The sequence below is a fragment of the Streptomyces sp. NA02950 genome (assembly GCF_013364155.1).
Classification (GTDB): domain Bacteria; phylum Actinomycetota; class Actinomycetes; order Streptomycetales; family Streptomycetaceae; genus Streptomyces.
The window spans coordinates 4,897,503-4,911,922 of sequence record NZ_CP054916.1 but is presented as its reverse complement, the minus strand read 5'-3'; the positions used below and the strand labels follow the sequence as shown (position 1 = coordinate 4,911,922).

The window sequence follows — 14,420 nt, the reverse complement described above, 5'->3', positions numbered from 1 at the left end:
GCGTCCCCGTCGCGAACGTTATCCACAGGCGCGGGGGGATGCCAGCGCGAGGGGCGTGGTGCGACGCAGAATGGGGGGCATGACTGAGAGCACGGAGTCCATGCCGGACTGGGAGAAGCGCTTCCGGGCGCCGCGAGTGAGCCTGCCCGACTGGGCGGAGGACGCTCCGGACCGCTCGCTGTTCGTCTCGAACGCGACAGGGACGTACGAGCTGTACGCGTGGGACCGGGCCACCGGTGCCCAGCGGCAGGTCACGGACCGGCCGAACGGGACGACGGACGGGGTGCTGACCCCGGACGGGCAGTGGATCTGGTGGTTCTCGGACACCGACGGCGATGAGTTCGGGGTGTGGCTGCGGCAGCCGTTCGACGGCGGCGCGGAGCGGGGCGCGGCGGACGCGAGGGCCGGGACCCGCGCGGTGGCCGCGAACGGCCAGGGGCGAGCCGACGAGCCCGCGGCGCCGGGGCTGAAGCCCTCCTATCCGGCCGGGCTGGCGCTGGGCCGGGACGGCACGGCGATCGTGGGCCGCTCCACCGACGAAGAGGGCTCCACGATCCATGTGGTGCGGCCGGGAGCGGAGCCGGAGGAGATCTACCGGCACCGGGAGTCGGCCGGTGTGGGCGATCTCTCTTACGACGGCTCGCTGATCGCGGTCGAGCACACCGAGCACGGTGACGCGATGCACTCGGCGATCCGGGTCCTGCGGCGGGACGGCACGGCCGTCGCCGAGCTGGACGACACCAAGGGCGGCACGGAGGAGCTCGGGCTGTCCGTGATGGGGTTCGCGCCGGTCGAGGGCGACACCCGGCTGCTGGTCGGGCACCAGCGGCGCGGCCGCTGGGAGCCCGTGCTGTGGGATCCGCTGACCGGGGTGGAGACGGCGCTGGCGATCGATCTGCCGGGGGACGTCGGGGCGGACTGGTTCCCGGACGGCTCGGCGCTGCTGGTCGACCACAGCCACCAGGCGCGCAGCGAGCTGTGGCGGTACGAGCTGGGCTCCGGTGAGCTGACCCGGATCGAGACGCCCGCGGGGACGATCTCGGGTGCCTCGGCACGGCCGGACGGCGCGGTGGAGTTCCTGTGGTCGTCGGCCGAGCAGCCGCCGCAGGTGCGCTCGACGAGCGGGCGGGCCGTGCTGGACCCGCCGGGGTTCAAGGCCCCGGTCTCCGTGGCGGTCACCGACGCGTGGGTGGACGGCCCGGGCGGGCCGGTGCACGCGCTGGTGCAGAAGCCCGGCGGCGAAGGCCCCTTCCCCACTGTCTTCGATATCCACGGCGGGCCGACCTGGCACGACAGCGACGCGTTCGCGGCCGGTCCGGCGGCCTGGGTGGACCACGGCTTCGCCGTCGTACGGGTCAACTACCGTGGTTCGACGGGTTACGGGCGGGCGTGGACCGACGCCCTCAAGCACCGGATCGGGCTGATCGAGCTGGAGGACATCGCGGCGGTCCGGGAGTGGGCGGTGGCCTCCGGGCTGGCCGACCCCGAGCGGCTGGTGCTGGCGGGCGGCTCCTGGGGCGGCTATCTGACCCTGCTCGGGCTGGGCACCCAGCCCGAGGCATGGGCGGTGGGCCTCGCCGCGGTCCCGGTCGCCGACTACGTCACGGCCTACCACGACGAGATGGAGGCCCTGAAGGCGATGGACCGCACCCTGCTCGGGGGCACCCCGGAGGAGGTGCCGGAGCGCTTCACGGCGTCCTCCCCGCTGACGTACGTCGACGCGGTGCGGGCGCCGGTCTACATCTCCGCGGGGGTGAACGACCCGCGGTGCCCGATACGGCAGATCGACAACTATGTGGAGCGGCTGGCGCGGCGCGGCGCCCCGTACGAGGTGTACCGCTATGACGCGGGACACGGCTCGCTGGTCGTCGAGGAGCGGATCAAGCAGCTGCGGCTGGAGATCGAGTTCGCCCAGCGCCATCTGGCGCCCCGGCCGGGGTCTCCGGCGGGCCCTAGCGTGCTGAGTTCTCCGCCGGGGTCTGCTCCGGCTCCGGCCGGTCCGACGGGGTCTGATCCGGCCCGTCCGGCGGGGTCCGCTCCGTCGGGGTCCGCCGCGGCCGCTCCGACGGGGACGGCGCCTGCTCCGACGGGATGAGGCCGAGCGCGAGGTCGCGGGCCGTCTCGGCCTCACGCCGGAACAGCCGGAACCACATGAAGACCACGAAGCCCGCGAAGACGAACCACTCGCCGGTGTAGCCGAGGTTCTGGAACGCCTTGAGGTCGAGCCCGGTGCCCGCCGCCACCACGGGGGGCACCGGCTTCAGGGCCCCGGTCGCCTCGGAGGAGGTGATCCACGCGTCGTACACCTGGTACGGCACCAGATTGACCAGGGAGGCCGCGCTGATCATGCCCAGCTGCCCCTTGGGGAGACCGCCGCCGGAGCCCGCCCCGCCACTGCTCTGGTGCTCGGTCGCCTGGAGCGCCCCGGTGACCGTCACCTCGCCGGTCGGAGGCGCGGGCACCTTCGCCACGGCGGCCTTGTCATCGGCGTCGCCGGGAAGCCAGCCGCGGACCACGGGCAGCGCCTTGCCCCCGTCGGTGCGCAGCAGGGTCAGCACATAGAAGCCGTCGCGGTCGTCCAGCCGCCGGTCGGGCACGAGGAGTTGGTGTTCGGTGTCGTACCGGCCGGTGGCGGTCGCCCGCCGCCCCGCGGTCTTCTCGCTGACCGGCAGCAGCTCGCCGAGCGGCCGGGCCGCGGCGTGCTCGGCGCCGGACGCCTGGTCCTGCTGCTGCTTGTGCGTGTCGACGCGCGCCTCGAAACGGCTGAGCTGCCAGCTGCCCATGAACAGGCAGAACGGGATCGCCAGCACGGTGAAGACGTTGATCACCCACCAGCGGGGCGTCAGCAGAAACCGATACACACCACCACGGTACGGGCCCGGGGGTACGCCTCCGGCGCCGCCCCCGGTACGAGGCGCCGCCGGAGCGGCCGGACGGGCCGCGCTGCCGGGCCGCCGGGCCCGCCCACGGGCCGCGCTGCCCCGGGCCGCCAGCCGCCCGCCGGCCGCCGTGGTGTGCTGCCGGGCGGGCGTGGCGTGCTGTCTGGCGGCCGTGGCGTCAGGAGGCGGCCAGCAGGCCGGTGCGGTAGATCGTCCCGGCGCAGGCGCCGCTGACGGTCACCGATCCGGCCGCCGGGTCGCCCGCCTCCGGCGTATGGCTGACCAGAACGCTCGCGGCCGGCGGCTCACCGCCGCCCGGGGTGCCCCCCGGCTCGCCCGAGCTGGGCTCGTCCTGGGGCGCACCGTCCGGACCGGAGCTCGGGTCGGGAGTCGGGGTGCTGCCTCCGCCGCTGGAGCAGCCGCTCGTACCCCCGCCCGAAGCCGGAACCCACGCGAACCGCACCTCGTACGTCTGGCCCGGCTGAAGGATCAGCGTGCCCGGCTGGGTGGCGGGGTCGGGCAGTTCGGAGGCCGCGTCGCCCGCCGTGTGGTCGACCACGAAGATGCGCGAGGAGTCCGCGGCGCCCTGAGCGCTCGCGCTGACGTCACCGCCGCCCTCCACCGAGCACGCCCGGTCCGAGACATTCGAGACGCGGAACGAGCCGTAGACCCGGCCCTCGACGTCCGCGCTCCCGGCCGTCCCCGTAGCGCTGCCGAGCTGAGTGCGGCTGCAGATGGGCGAGGTGGCGTTCAGCGTGCTCGAGGGGTCGGGCGCGGTACCGCCCGAGTCGCCCTTGGGGTCCTTGGTCGGCTGGTCCGGCTTCTCGCCGTTCCGCCGGTCGTGCTTGTCCGGCGAGACGCTGTCGGAAGGCCGGTCGGTGTACTGGCCGCCGCTGCCGCCGCCGCGCTGGCCCCCGGCGGTTCCCGGGGTGCGGTGGCTGCTGGAGGCGTTGGCCGGACGGTCGTCCGCACCACCGCCGGTGGTCGCGACATGGACCAGCGCCGGAAGCGCGGCACCGCCGAGCACCACGGCCGCCACCGCCCCCACGAGGGCCTGGCGGCGCCGGGTGCGGCGGACGGGCACGGCACGCCGCAGATGCTCCAGGGAGTCGGGCGACGGTGCGAGGTCGCCGACCGCGCGGTGCATCAGCAGCCGCAGCGCCTCCTCGTCCACGTCCACGTCACCGCTATCGACACCGGAGTCCGTACCGCCGGACCGCGCACCCTCGGTGTCCTCGTCCTCGGGCGCGAGACCGTCACGGTCGCGGCTGCCCTCGCCCCGCTGAGTCCCCTCGGCGCCATCGGGACCGACCGCGTCCGACGCGTCGTCGCGCGGCACGGTCTCGCCCGCCGTCACGCCCTCGGGTTCGGGTTCGGGTTCGGGCCCGTGGCCGTCCCGCCGGTCGGGGTTCCCCGGGCCCGGCGTCTGTGTGCTGTCGTTCATGCCGGAGCCTCCATGGCGACGCGAAGCGCCGCGATGCCACGCGAACCGTACGCCTTGACCGAGCCGAGCGATATGCCCAGCGCCTCGGCGACCTGGGCCTCGGTCATATCCGCGAAGTAGCGCAGCACGAGGACCTCGCGCTGGCGGCGCTGGAGTCCTCTCATCGCCTTGATCAGTTGGTCGCGCTCAAGCTGTTCGTACGCCCCTTCCTCGGCACTGGCCATATCGGGCATCGGCTTCGAGAGCAGCTTCAGCCCGAGGATGCGGCGGCGCAGCGCGGAGCGAGAGAGATTGACGACCGTCTGCCGCAGGTAGGCGAGGGTCTTCTCGGGATCCCGGACTCTCTTGCGCGCCGAGTGCACACGGATGAACGCCTCCTGCACGACGTCCTCGCAGGACGCGGTGTCGTCGAGCAGGAGTGCGGCGAGACCGAGCAGCGACCGGTAATGGGCGCGGTAGGTCTCGGTGAGGTGATCGACTGTGGTGCCCGCTGCCATCGCGTCGTCAGTGTCCTCGCGCCCTGTCGTGATGTGCGCGGGGCGGGCAGTCGGCCATGGCGCGATCACCGGCATACCGCCTGGAGTGCGCCGCCGCGGGGATTGTACCGCCGCGCCGCTGCGCCCAGGAACCGTTGCGATGCCGAATGCCTCTGCCACGCCTGTTGGACACGCTGCCCCCCGTCAGGGTTGTACGCGCGAGGCACCGCTTTTGACGATGCATCGAATGCCCCCATGCGCACTCACTCTTCCCCTATGCCCCAGTTTCCACAGCGCCCCGCCGAAGGGCGGCTGGAAAGACGCTCCCCGCGCACCGGGGGTTGCAGCGTGCGGGGAGCGAATTCGCCTGCCATGTCATAGACCCAGGTCATCGGAGCCCGGACCATCACATGCGCACAGGATATTCACATCTTTCCGATGGTGCGCTGCGGGAACGTCACTTTTCGCCGCCGCACCGCGACCGTGCGCGGCGGCACCACGGGCGGTACCGCACCACGGGACAACGGGACATCAGGCTCAGGCCCCGGTCAGCTCCGCCGCCACGACCTCGGCGATCTGCGCGGTGTTGAGCGCGGCGCCCTTCCGCAGGTTGTCGCCGCAGACGAACAGCTCCAGCGCCTTCGGGTCGTCCAGCGAACGCCGCACCCGGCCCACCCAGGTCGGGTCGGTGCCCACCACATCGGCCGGGGTGGGGAATTCGCCCTCCGCCGGGTTGTCGCACAGCACCACACCCGGCGCGGCCGCCAGGATCTCGTGCGCCGCCGCCACCGTCACCTCGTTCTCGAACCGCGCGTGCACGGTGAGCGAATGCGTGGTGATGACGGGAACGCGCACACAGGTCGCGGTGACCCGCAGCTCCGGCAGGCCCAGGATCTTGCGGGACTCGTTGCGCACCTTCAGCTCCTCGGAGGACCAGCCGTCCTCCTTGAGCGAGCCCGCGAACGGCACCACGTTGAGCGCCATCGGCGCGGGGAACGGGCCGGTCTCGCCGACCGCCCGCCGTACGTCCCCGGGGTGCGTCCCCAGGTCCGTGCCGGCGACCAGCGCCAGCTGCTCGCGCAGGGTGTCGACGCCTTCCTTGCCCGCACCGGAAACCGCCTGGTACGAGGAGACGATCAGCTCGCTCAGCCCGAACTCGGCGTGCAGCGCGCCCAGCGCGACGATCATCGACAGGGTGGTGCAGTTGGGGTTGGAGATGATGCCGCGCGGGCGGACCCGGGCCGCGTGCGCGTTCACCTCCGGAACGACCAGAGGTACGTCCGGATCCATCCGGAAGGCCCCGGAGTTGTCGACGGCGACCGCACCCTTGGTGGCCGCGATCGGCGCCCACTGCGCCGAGACCTCGTCCGGCACGTCGAACATCGCGACGTCGACGCCCTCGAACGCCTCCTCGCCCAGTGCGACGACCTCGACCTGCTCTCCCCGGACGGTCAGCTTCCGGCCGGCCGAGCGCGGCGAGGCGATCAGGCGGATCTCGCCCCAGACATCGGCGCGCTCGGAGAGGATCGAGAGCATGACGGTGCCGACGGCGCCGGTCGCGCCGACGACAGCGAGCGTCGGCTTCCGGGCACCGGCGGCACCGCCAGCGCGTGTCATCGGCCGGTCCCTCCGTACACGACGGCCTCGACGCTGTCACTGTCCAGGCCGAACGCGCTGTGCACGGCGACGACCGCGTCCTTCACGTCGTCGGCGCGGGTGACGACCGAAATGCGGATCTCGGACGTCGAGATCAGCTCGATGTTGACCCCGGCGTTGGACAGCGCCTCGAAGAAGGTCGCCGTGACGCCCGGGTTGGTGCGCATACCAGCACCGACCAGCGAGATCTTGGCGACCTGGTCGTCGTAGCGCAGCGAGTCGAAGCCGATCACCGGCTTCGCCTTGGTCAGCGCCTCCATCGCCCGGTGGCCGTCCGTCTTGGGCAGCGTGAAGGAGATGTCGGTCAGACCGGTCGACGCGGCGGAGACGTTCTGCACCACCATGTCGATGTTGATCTCGGCGTCGGAGATGGTGCGGAAGATGGCCGCGGCCTCACCCGGCTTGTCCGGCACCCCGACGACCGTGACCTTGGCCTCGGACGTGTCGTGCGCGACCCCGGAGATGATCGCCTGCTCCATGCCTTCTTCTCCTTCTCCCGCTTCCGGCCGATTGCGCACCCAGGTGCCGACATGACCGGAGAAAGACGACCGTACGTGGATGGGGATGTCATAGCGGCGCGCGTACTCGACGCAGCGCAGATGCAACACCTTGGAGCCGCTCGCGGCGAGCTCCAGCATGTCCTCGTACGGAATCTCGTTGATCTTGCGAGCCTTCTTCACCACACGCGGATCGGCGGTGAACACGCCGTCCACGTCGGTGTAGATCTCGCACACCTCGGCCTCCAGGGCCGCGGCCAGTGCCACCGCGGTGGTGTCCGAGCCGCCCCGGCCGAGGGTGGTGATGTCCTTGCTCTCCTGGGACACGCCCTGGAAGCCCGCGACGATCGCGACCGCGCCCAGTTCGAGCGCATCGCGGATACGGCCGGGCGTGACATCGATGATCCGTGCTTTGTTGTGGACCGCGTCGGTGATGACTCCCGCCTGGCTGCCGGTGAACGACAGCGCTTCATGACCCAGGTTTTTGATCGCCATCGCCAGCAGGGCCATGGAGATCCGCTCTCCCGCGGTCAGCAGCATGTCGAACTCGCGGCCGGTGGGGATCGGGGATACCTGCTCGGCGAGATCGATCAGCTCGTCCGTCGTGTCGCCCATGGCGGAAACCACGACAACGACCTGGTGGCCGTTCTTCTTGGCTTCCACGATTCGCTTGGCGACCCGCTTGATGCCCTCGGCATCGGCAACGGAGGAGCCTCCGTACTTCTGCACGACAAGGCCCACGTGCGCTCCTCGCAGCTCTCAATAATGCGGTCGGCTCAGTCTAACGAGCGGCCGGAATTTGCCGTTCCAATGTCACATAGCGAGACACACGCCTCACTCGGTAATCACCTGGACCAGGGGGACTCAGGAGGATCAGGCGGTACCACGTCCAGGTACCGGCGTCTCTCCCCGCATCCCACACCACTCGCTCAGCGACGAACCCTGCCCGCTTCCGGGCGATGCATACAGGAACGTAATTCAGCTCACAGGGCGGGACGGCTGGTGGGACGGCCGATGGAACGGCCGGTGGACGGTCCACCGGCCTGGGTCACGGCCTGTTTCCCGGCTGCCTCAGCGCTGGACGGAGCGGATACCGAGCGGCGTCGCGATCTCGGCCGCCATGACCCGGCCGGCCTCCTCGGCGAGCTCCTCGTCACCACCGGCGGCGCCGCTGTCCGTGTCCAGGCCGTCCAGCTCGCCGAGCGGGCTGTCGAGCCGGACGTGCGCGACGAGCGACTGGAGGGCGCGCAGCGCGGCGGAGGCCATCGTGCCCCAGTTGGACAGGTACGAGAACTGCCACCACCACAGCGCCTCGCTGATCCGCCCCTCGCGGTAGTGGGCCATACCGTGCCGCAGATCGGTGATGATCCCGGCCAGATCGTCGGAGATCCGGCTGGCGACCGGCTCGGCGCGCGGAACGTACGGGTCGAAGACCTCCGCGTAGACGTCGACCGGCTCCAGCAGCAGGGCGAACCGCTCCCGCAGCTCGTCGACATCCGGCTCCGGCCCGGCGTCGGGCTCGTACCGCTCGTCCGGGACGAAGTCCTCGTGCGCCCCGAGCCGTCCGCCCGCCAGCAGCAGCTGGGACAGCTCGAGCAGCAGGAACGGCACAGCGCTGTCCGGTTCGTCGCCCCTGGCGACTTCGGTGACCGCGACGATGAAACTCTCGATCTGGTCGGCGATCTGGACCGCGAAGTCGTCCGGATCCGGATGGGCTTCGTGCAGCGTTGCGTCAGACATCGAGAAGTCTTCTCCCTTCGAAGGCACGACCCAGCGTGACCTCGTCGGCATACTCCAGGTCCCCCCCGACTGGGAGACCACTGGCCAGGCGTGTGACCTTCAAACCCATGGGTTTGACCATGCGCGCGAGATACGTGGCGGTGGCCTCGCCCTCCAGGTTCGGGTCGGTGGCCAGGATGAGTTCGGTGACCGTCCCGTCCGCGAGCCGGGCCAGCAGCTCCCTGATCCGCAGATCGTCCGGGCCCACGCCCTCGATCGGGCTGATCGCTCCGCCCAGCACGTGGTAACGACCGCGGAACTCGCGGGTCCGCTCAATCGCCACCACGTCCTTCGGCTCCTCGACCACGCAGATGACCGCCGGGTCGCGGCGCGGGTCCTGACAGACCCGGCACTGCTCGGCCTCGGCGACGTTCCCGCACACCGCGCAGAACCGCACCTTGTCCTTGACCTCGGTCAGCGCATGAGCGAGGCGGCGGACGTCGGTCGGCTCGGACTGAAGGATGTGGAAGGCGATCCGCTGAGCGCTCTTGGGCCCGACGCCGGGCAGCCTGCCCAACTCGTCGATGAGGTCCTGGACCACGCCCTCGTACACGCCTTCATCCAATCTCGCGCCGACGCGCGGTGGCTGTACTTCACATGAATATTCGGTTGCACTGCCCGACCGGAGCCGTGAGGCTCCGAAGGCACCCCGAGACCACCCCCGAAGAAGCCCCCCGGAGCCTCAGCGACCCAGCTCAGAAGGGGAGACCCGGCATTCCGCCCAGCCCCTGGGCGAGCGGGCCGAGCTTCTGCTGCTGGAGCTCCTGCGCGGCGTGGTTCGCGTCACGGACGGCCGCGACGACGAGATCCGCGAGGGTCTCCGTGTCCTCAGGATCCACGGCCTTGGGATCAATGACCAGGCCCTGGAGCTCACCGGCCCCGGTCACCGTCGCCTTCACCAGGCCACCGCCCGAGGAACCCTCGACGGAGGTCCGGGCCAGCTCTTCCTGGGCCGCGGCAAGGTCCTGCTGCATCTTCTGAGCCTGCTGCAGCAGCTGCTGCATGTCGGGCTGGCCACCACCGGGGATCACGGGTTCGCTCCTGGCTGTCGACGGTCGTTCTGTCGTTCCTTCGATAGCCCGAGCCTACGTGCTCGGAGGGCACCTCGCTCTACGCCGTACGGAGGAGACGGGGAGTACGTCCAGTACGGGGCGGCGGGGGTCGGGGGAGGGGCGCGGTGGGCCCGCGGCGGGGTGGTGACAGGGGGCGCGCGACAGTGGGCGGGGCGCCCCGTCAGACCTCCTCCTCGCTGTACTCCCTCTGCTCGCTCTGCCCGCTCTGCTCGCTCTGCCCGCTCTACTCGTTCACGATCTCTTCGACGACCGTGGCGCCCAGCTCGCGCACGATGAGGTCATGGCCGCTCAGGGCGGTGTCGTCGAGATCCGGATCGTCCTCGGCCGGCATGTCGTCCTCGGGTGAGATGGGCGGCGGCTCGGGCTCCCGGTACGCCGATGTCTCGGCGGGCGGGCCCCCGGCAGCGGGCCGCGGGGCGGGCCCGGGCGCTGCGGGCGCGGGGGCTGGGGCGGGGGCCGGCCGGGGGGCGGACTGCTGCGGCGCCGCGGGCTGGCCGCCGCCGAAGCCGCCACCGCCGCCACCACCGCTGGTGAAGCCGCCGCCGTAGCCCCCGCCGGGGCCACCGGAGCCACCTGAGCCACCGCCGCCGAAGCCGCCGGACCCCCCTGGGCCGCTCGCTCCCCCGGGACCACCAGCACCGCCGCCGGAAGGATCGACGATGGCCTCGATCCGCCACTGCACGCCGATGGAGTCGCTGAGGGCCTGCCGCAGCACGTCCTCGCTGCCGCCGCTGACGAAACTGTCACGCGCACCGGCGTTGGAGAAGCCGATCTGGAGGGTGGTGCCGTCGAACCCGGACACCGTCGCGTTCTGACTCAGCAGGATCCAGGTGAAGCGGCGGCGGTTCTTGACCGCCTCCAGGATGTCCGGCCACATCTGGCGCACCTGCACGGCGCCCTGCGCCATGGTCGGCGCGTTCGGCGCGTTCTGCGCGGGGGCGGCGCCCTGGGGCTGCTGGGCTGGGGCCGCCGGGGCAGGGGTGGTGGGCTGTGCGGGCGGGGCGCCACCGGCCGCGGCGGCGGTGGGCCAGGCGCCGGGCTGACGGCCCGCGCCCGAGGCATCCGCGTCGGGACGGCCTCCCCCGGAACCGGGCGCCGAGGCGGTGGGCCAGGCCCCGGGCCGGGCCGCTCCGCCGCCGCCTTCGGGGGCCGCGGGGGTGGCGGCCGCGGGGGGCTGCTGGGCGCCGGAGGGCCATGCGCCGGGGCGCGACCCGCCCCCGGCGGGCCCGGAAGGCTCCACCGGTCCCGAACCAGACCCCGACCCAGAAGCCGGACCGGCGGAAGCGGGCACGCCCTGGGCAGGCCCGCCCGGGGCATCCGAAGCCGGACCCCGACCGCCCATGGCCGCACGAGCGGCGGCTGGACCGGCCGGTCCAGCCGGTCCGGACGGGCCCGCCGGAGCATGGGCGTCGGGCCCCGGTACGTACCCCATCGCGGGCGACGCGGCGCCCGTAGCACCACCGGCAGCACCACCGCCGAGGCCGCCCGCCAGGGCACCCCGCTCCAGCCGCTCCAGTCGCGACTGGACCGACCGCTCGTCGTCAAAGGCGGCGGGCAGCAGCACCCGAGCACAGATCAACTCCAGCTGGAGCCGCGGCGAGGTGGCGCCGCGCATCTCCGTGAGCCCCTCATTGACCAGATCGGCCGCGCGGCTCAGCTCGGCACCGCCGAAGACCGATGCCTGCGCCTGCATCCGCTCGACCACATCGACCGGGGCGTCGATGAGCCCCTTCTCCGCCGCGTCCGGCACGGCCGCGAGGATCACCAGATCGCGCAGCCGCTCCAGCAGGTCGGCGACAAAGCGCCGCGGGTCGTTGCCCCCCTCGATCACACGGTTGACGACCTCGAAGGCGGCCGCCCCGTCCGTCGCAGCGAAGGCGTCGACGATCGCGTCCAGCAGCGAGCCGTCCGTATAACCGAGCAGTGAGGTGGCCATGGCGTAGGTCACGCCGTCGTCGGCCGCTCCCGCGAGGAGCTGGTCCATCACCGACATCGAGTCCCGCACGGACCCCGCCCCGGCCCGCACCACCAGCGGCAGCACACCGTCCTCGACCGGGATGGCCTCCCGGCCGCAGACCTCCCCGAGGTACTCGCGGAGCGTCCCGGGCGGCACGAGCCGGAAGGGGTAGTGGTGGGTACGCGACCGGATGGTGCCGATGACCTTCTCGGGCTCCGTGGTCGCGAAGATGAACTTCAGATGCTCCGGAGGCTCCTCGACCACCTTCAGCAGGGCGTTGAACCCCGCCGAAGTGACCATGTGGGCCTCGTCGATGATGTAGATCTTGTAACGACTGGACGCGGGTCCGAAGAACGCCTTCTCGCGCAGCTCCCGCGCATCGTCCACACCACCGTGGGACGCGGCGTCGATCTCGATGACGTCGATCGACCCCGGGCCGTTCCGCGCGAGGTCCTGGCACGACTGGCACTCCCCGCACGGCTCCGGGGTGGGGCCCTTCTCACAGTTCAGACAGCGGGCCAGGATGCGCGCGCTGGTCGTCTTGCCGCAGCCCCGCGGACCGCTGAACAGATACGCGTGATTGACCCTGTTGTTGCGCAGCGCCTGCTGCAACGGGCCGGTGACATGCTCCTGCCCGATGACCTCCGCGAAGGTCTCGGGGCGGTAGCGGCGGTACAGCGCGAGGGACGACACGCTTACGACGATATCGGGGCCCACCGACAACCGAAGCCGCCCGCTCCCCCGCCCCGCCAACGCAAGGGCCCCCCACGCACCCGCCAGAGCCCACTTACCCTTGCTGCCTTCCGGCCCTGGGGGAGTTCGGTGAGATAGCGCCACGTGAGGGGCTGGCCCCCACCCTAGCGGATGGACCGGGGTGGGAACGAGTTCGCGAGCACGGCATCCGGTCTTGTATTGTTCTCGGCGGAGGATTCGCCTAGAGGCCTAGGGCGCACGCTTGGAAAGCGTGTTGGGGGCAACCCCTCACGAGTTCGAATCTCGTATCCTCCGCAACCGCCCAGCAGGGCAGATGAAGGGTCCGGACCGATCATGGTTCGGACCCTTCATCGTTCGTAGTCTCATCTGCAGTCTCAACGAGGCTTGCCGGGCCCCTTCGGGCCGCCCTCGTCGGCGTCCTTGGCCACCTCCCAGATGAGTCCCCCAACGCGCTCGGCCACGTCGCCGAGGATGCCGTCCGTCACGTGCTGGTACCGCGCCGCCATGGCGGTGGACGACCACCCCATGATCTGCATCACGACTCGCTCCGGGACGCCCAGGATGAGCAGCACCGTGGCAGCGGTGTGGCGAGCGTCGTGTAGACGTCCGTCCCGGACATCGGCATCGGCGAGCAGTCGCTTCCACACGTCGTAGTCCGTACTGGGCACCAGCGGTTCGCCGACCGGCGAGGTGAAGACGTAGCCGGTCTCCCGCCACTCCTGGGCCGCACGCAGGCGGTCGCGTTCCTGCTCCTTCCTGTGAAGTTCCAAGAGCCTGATCAGTTCGTCGGGAAGACCGATGACTCGGCGTCCAGCGCGCGACTTCGTGTTGGCGGTGTCCTCGTTCTTCCGGATGCGCTGCTTGCAGTAGCCGGGCGTTCGACCGCAGTCGCCCCCGCATCCGTGGAGGTACTTCGGCCGCAGCCGGTTCTTCCTGACGCGCAGGGTCCCGTTTCGGAGGTCGACATCAGACCAGCGCAGCCCGAGGGCTTCCCCCTGCCGGAGTCCGAGAGCGAGGGCGATGGACCACCGAGCGCTGTTGCGGAGCTTGGCGGCCTCGGTCAGCAGCCGCTGGACTTCCTTGATGTCGTAGGGCTCGATCTCCTCTTCCTCGACCCGCGGCGGCACCGCGAGAGTGGCGACGTTCCGGGTGACGTGCCCGCGTCGCATCGCGTGGTTGAGTGCCGTACGGAGCGTGCGGTGAGCCTGATGGGCGGTGGCTGCCTTGCTCCCGTTGGCCTGCATCTTCGTGTAGAAGCGCTCCAGATGCTCCGGCTCCAGCTTGTCCAGGCGATGAGCGCCGAGTCCGGGAATCAGGTGCACCCGGACGGCCACTTCGTACCCCGCGTAGGTGTTCTCGCGGACCGACGGCTTGGCGATCTCCTCCACCCAGTGCAGCAGCCACGCCTTCACGGTCCACGGCCGTCCGGGCTTGCGGACCTTCCCCGCGTCGCGCTGCTTCTCCAGCTCGCGGACCTTCTTGATGACTTCCGCTTCGCTGACCTTGCTCATGACGTGCCGCCGGTCGGGCTTGCCGTCATCACGAACTCCGACCGTGACGCGACCGTGCCAGTAGCCGTCCTTTCCGAAGTAGATCGATGAGGCGCCATCTGGGCGCTTGGGACGCTTGGTCATGAGGTTCCTTACGCGACTGCGGACTGAGAGTTCGACTGCATGCGGTCGGCCAGGTAGTCACTGAGCGCCTGCACCGGAACGCGACGGAGGCGGCCGATAGGGACGGTTCGAACGGCCCCAGCGCGGATGAGGGCGTACATGGTGGTCCGGCCGACGCTCAATCGGCGGGCGGCTTCCTCCACCGTGAGCGCGAGGAGCGTGGGGTCGAAGTCGACTTCGTCCGCGTCAGGCTCGGTGGAGGTGTCGGGGAGATCGCACGTCTGGGCAGCAGCCATTGCTGTGGCTCCTTGACGGATCAAAGGGGTCCTGAC

At 71.3% G+C, this 14,420-nt stretch carries 11 protein-coding genes, 1 tRNA gene, 1 other RNA gene and 1 pseudogene; 2 read left to right on the top strand and 12 right to left on the bottom strand.

Annotated features, from left to right (window positions below):
• Nucleotides 1-100: 100 nt before the first annotated feature.
• Nucleotides 101-2,095, top strand: coding sequence for a prolyl oligopeptidase family serine peptidase (locus HUT19_RS21535; RefSeq protein ID WP_368661747.1), 1,995 nt, complete (start codon nt 101-103; stop codon nt 2,093-2,095).
• Here HUT19_RS21535 and HUT19_RS21530 read toward each other — a convergent pair.
• The 10 genes and pseudogenes from HUT19_RS21530 to ffs form a co-directional block, all read right to left on the bottom strand.
• Nucleotides 2,088-2,861, bottom strand: a pseudogene (locus HUT19_RS21530) (SURF1 family protein); the annotation flags it as partial. The gene HUT19_RS21535 and the pseudogene HUT19_RS21530 overlap by 8 nt on opposite strands.
• A gap of 196 nt (nt 2,862-3,057) precedes the next feature.
• Nucleotides 3,058-4,323: a hypothetical protein gene (locus HUT19_RS21525; RefSeq protein WP_176182035.1), complete on the bottom strand. Its 1,266-nt coding sequence runs from the start codon at nt 4,321-4,323 to the stop codon at nt 3,058-3,060.
• Nucleotides 4,320-4,895 (bottom strand): SigE family RNA polymerase sigma factor, encoded by a 576-nt coding sequence (locus HUT19_RS21520; protein ID WP_254885695.1) that lies wholly within the window; start codon nt 4,893-4,895, stop codon nt 4,320-4,322. The genes HUT19_RS21525 and HUT19_RS21520 overlap by 4 nt, the downstream gene beginning before the upstream one ends.
• Nucleotides 4,896-5,336: 441 nt before the next feature.
• The gene (locus HUT19_RS21515; RefSeq protein WP_176182034.1) at nt 5,337-6,416 is read right to left on the bottom strand and encodes an aspartate-semialdehyde dehydrogenase; all 1,080 of its coding nucleotides are present in this window, start codon (nt 6,414-6,416) and stop codon (nt 5,337-5,339) included.
• Nucleotides 6,413-7,693, bottom strand: a complete 1,281-nt coding sequence (locus tag HUT19_RS21510; RefSeq protein ID WP_176182033.1) for an aspartate kinase — start codon at nt 7,691-7,693, stop codon at nt 6,413-6,415. The genes HUT19_RS21515 and HUT19_RS21510 overlap by 4 nt, the downstream gene beginning before the upstream one ends.
• Nucleotides 7,694-8,023: 330 nt before the next feature.
• On the bottom strand, nt 8,024-8,692 hold the full coding sequence (locus HUT19_RS21505; RefSeq protein WP_176182032.1) for a DUF5063 domain-containing protein: 669 nt from the start codon (nt 8,690-8,692) through the stop codon (nt 8,024-8,026).
• On the bottom strand, nt 8,685-9,284 hold the full coding sequence (gene recR / locus HUT19_RS21500; protein ID WP_176182031.1) for a recombination mediator RecR: 600 nt from the start codon (nt 9,282-9,284) through the stop codon (nt 8,685-8,687). Before recR ends, HUT19_RS21505 begins: the two co-directional genes overlap by 8 nt.
• 142 nt (nt 9,285-9,426) lie before the next feature.
• Nucleotides 9,427-9,762: a YbaB/EbfC family nucleoid-associated protein gene (locus HUT19_RS21495; RefSeq protein WP_176182030.1), complete on the bottom strand. Its 336-nt coding sequence runs from the start codon at nt 9,760-9,762 to the stop codon at nt 9,427-9,429.
• Nucleotides 9,763-10,027: 265 nt separating this feature from the next.
• The gene (locus tag HUT19_RS21490; protein ID WP_176182029.1) at nt 10,028-12,454 is read right to left on the bottom strand and encodes a DNA polymerase III subunit gamma and tau; all 2,427 of its coding nucleotides are present in this window, start codon (nt 12,452-12,454) and stop codon (nt 10,028-10,030) included.
• A gap of 60 nt (nt 12,455-12,514) precedes the next feature.
• An RNA gene (gene ffs, locus HUT19_RS21485) (signal recognition particle sRNA small type) lies at nt 12,515-12,611 on the bottom strand.
• A gap of 73 nt (nt 12,612-12,684) precedes the next feature.
• On the opposite strand from ffs, the gene HUT19_RS21480 reads away from it, so the two are divergent.
• Nucleotides 12,685-12,769, top strand: a tRNA-Ser gene (locus tag HUT19_RS21480).
• A gap of 80 nt (nt 12,770-12,849) precedes the next feature.
• Here the strand turns inward: HUT19_RS21480 and HUT19_RS21475 are convergent.
• Entirely contained in the window at nt 12,850-14,109 is a 1,260-nt protein-coding gene (locus tag HUT19_RS21475; protein ID WP_176182028.1) for a site-specific integrase, read from the bottom strand.
• Between the two features lie 8 nt (nt 14,110-14,117).
• Nucleotides 14,118-14,384: a helix-turn-helix domain-containing protein gene (locus HUT19_RS21470; protein WP_176182027.1), complete on the bottom strand. Its 267-nt coding sequence runs from the start codon at nt 14,382-14,384 to the stop codon at nt 14,118-14,120.
• Nucleotides 14,385-14,420 lie beyond the last annotated feature (36 nt).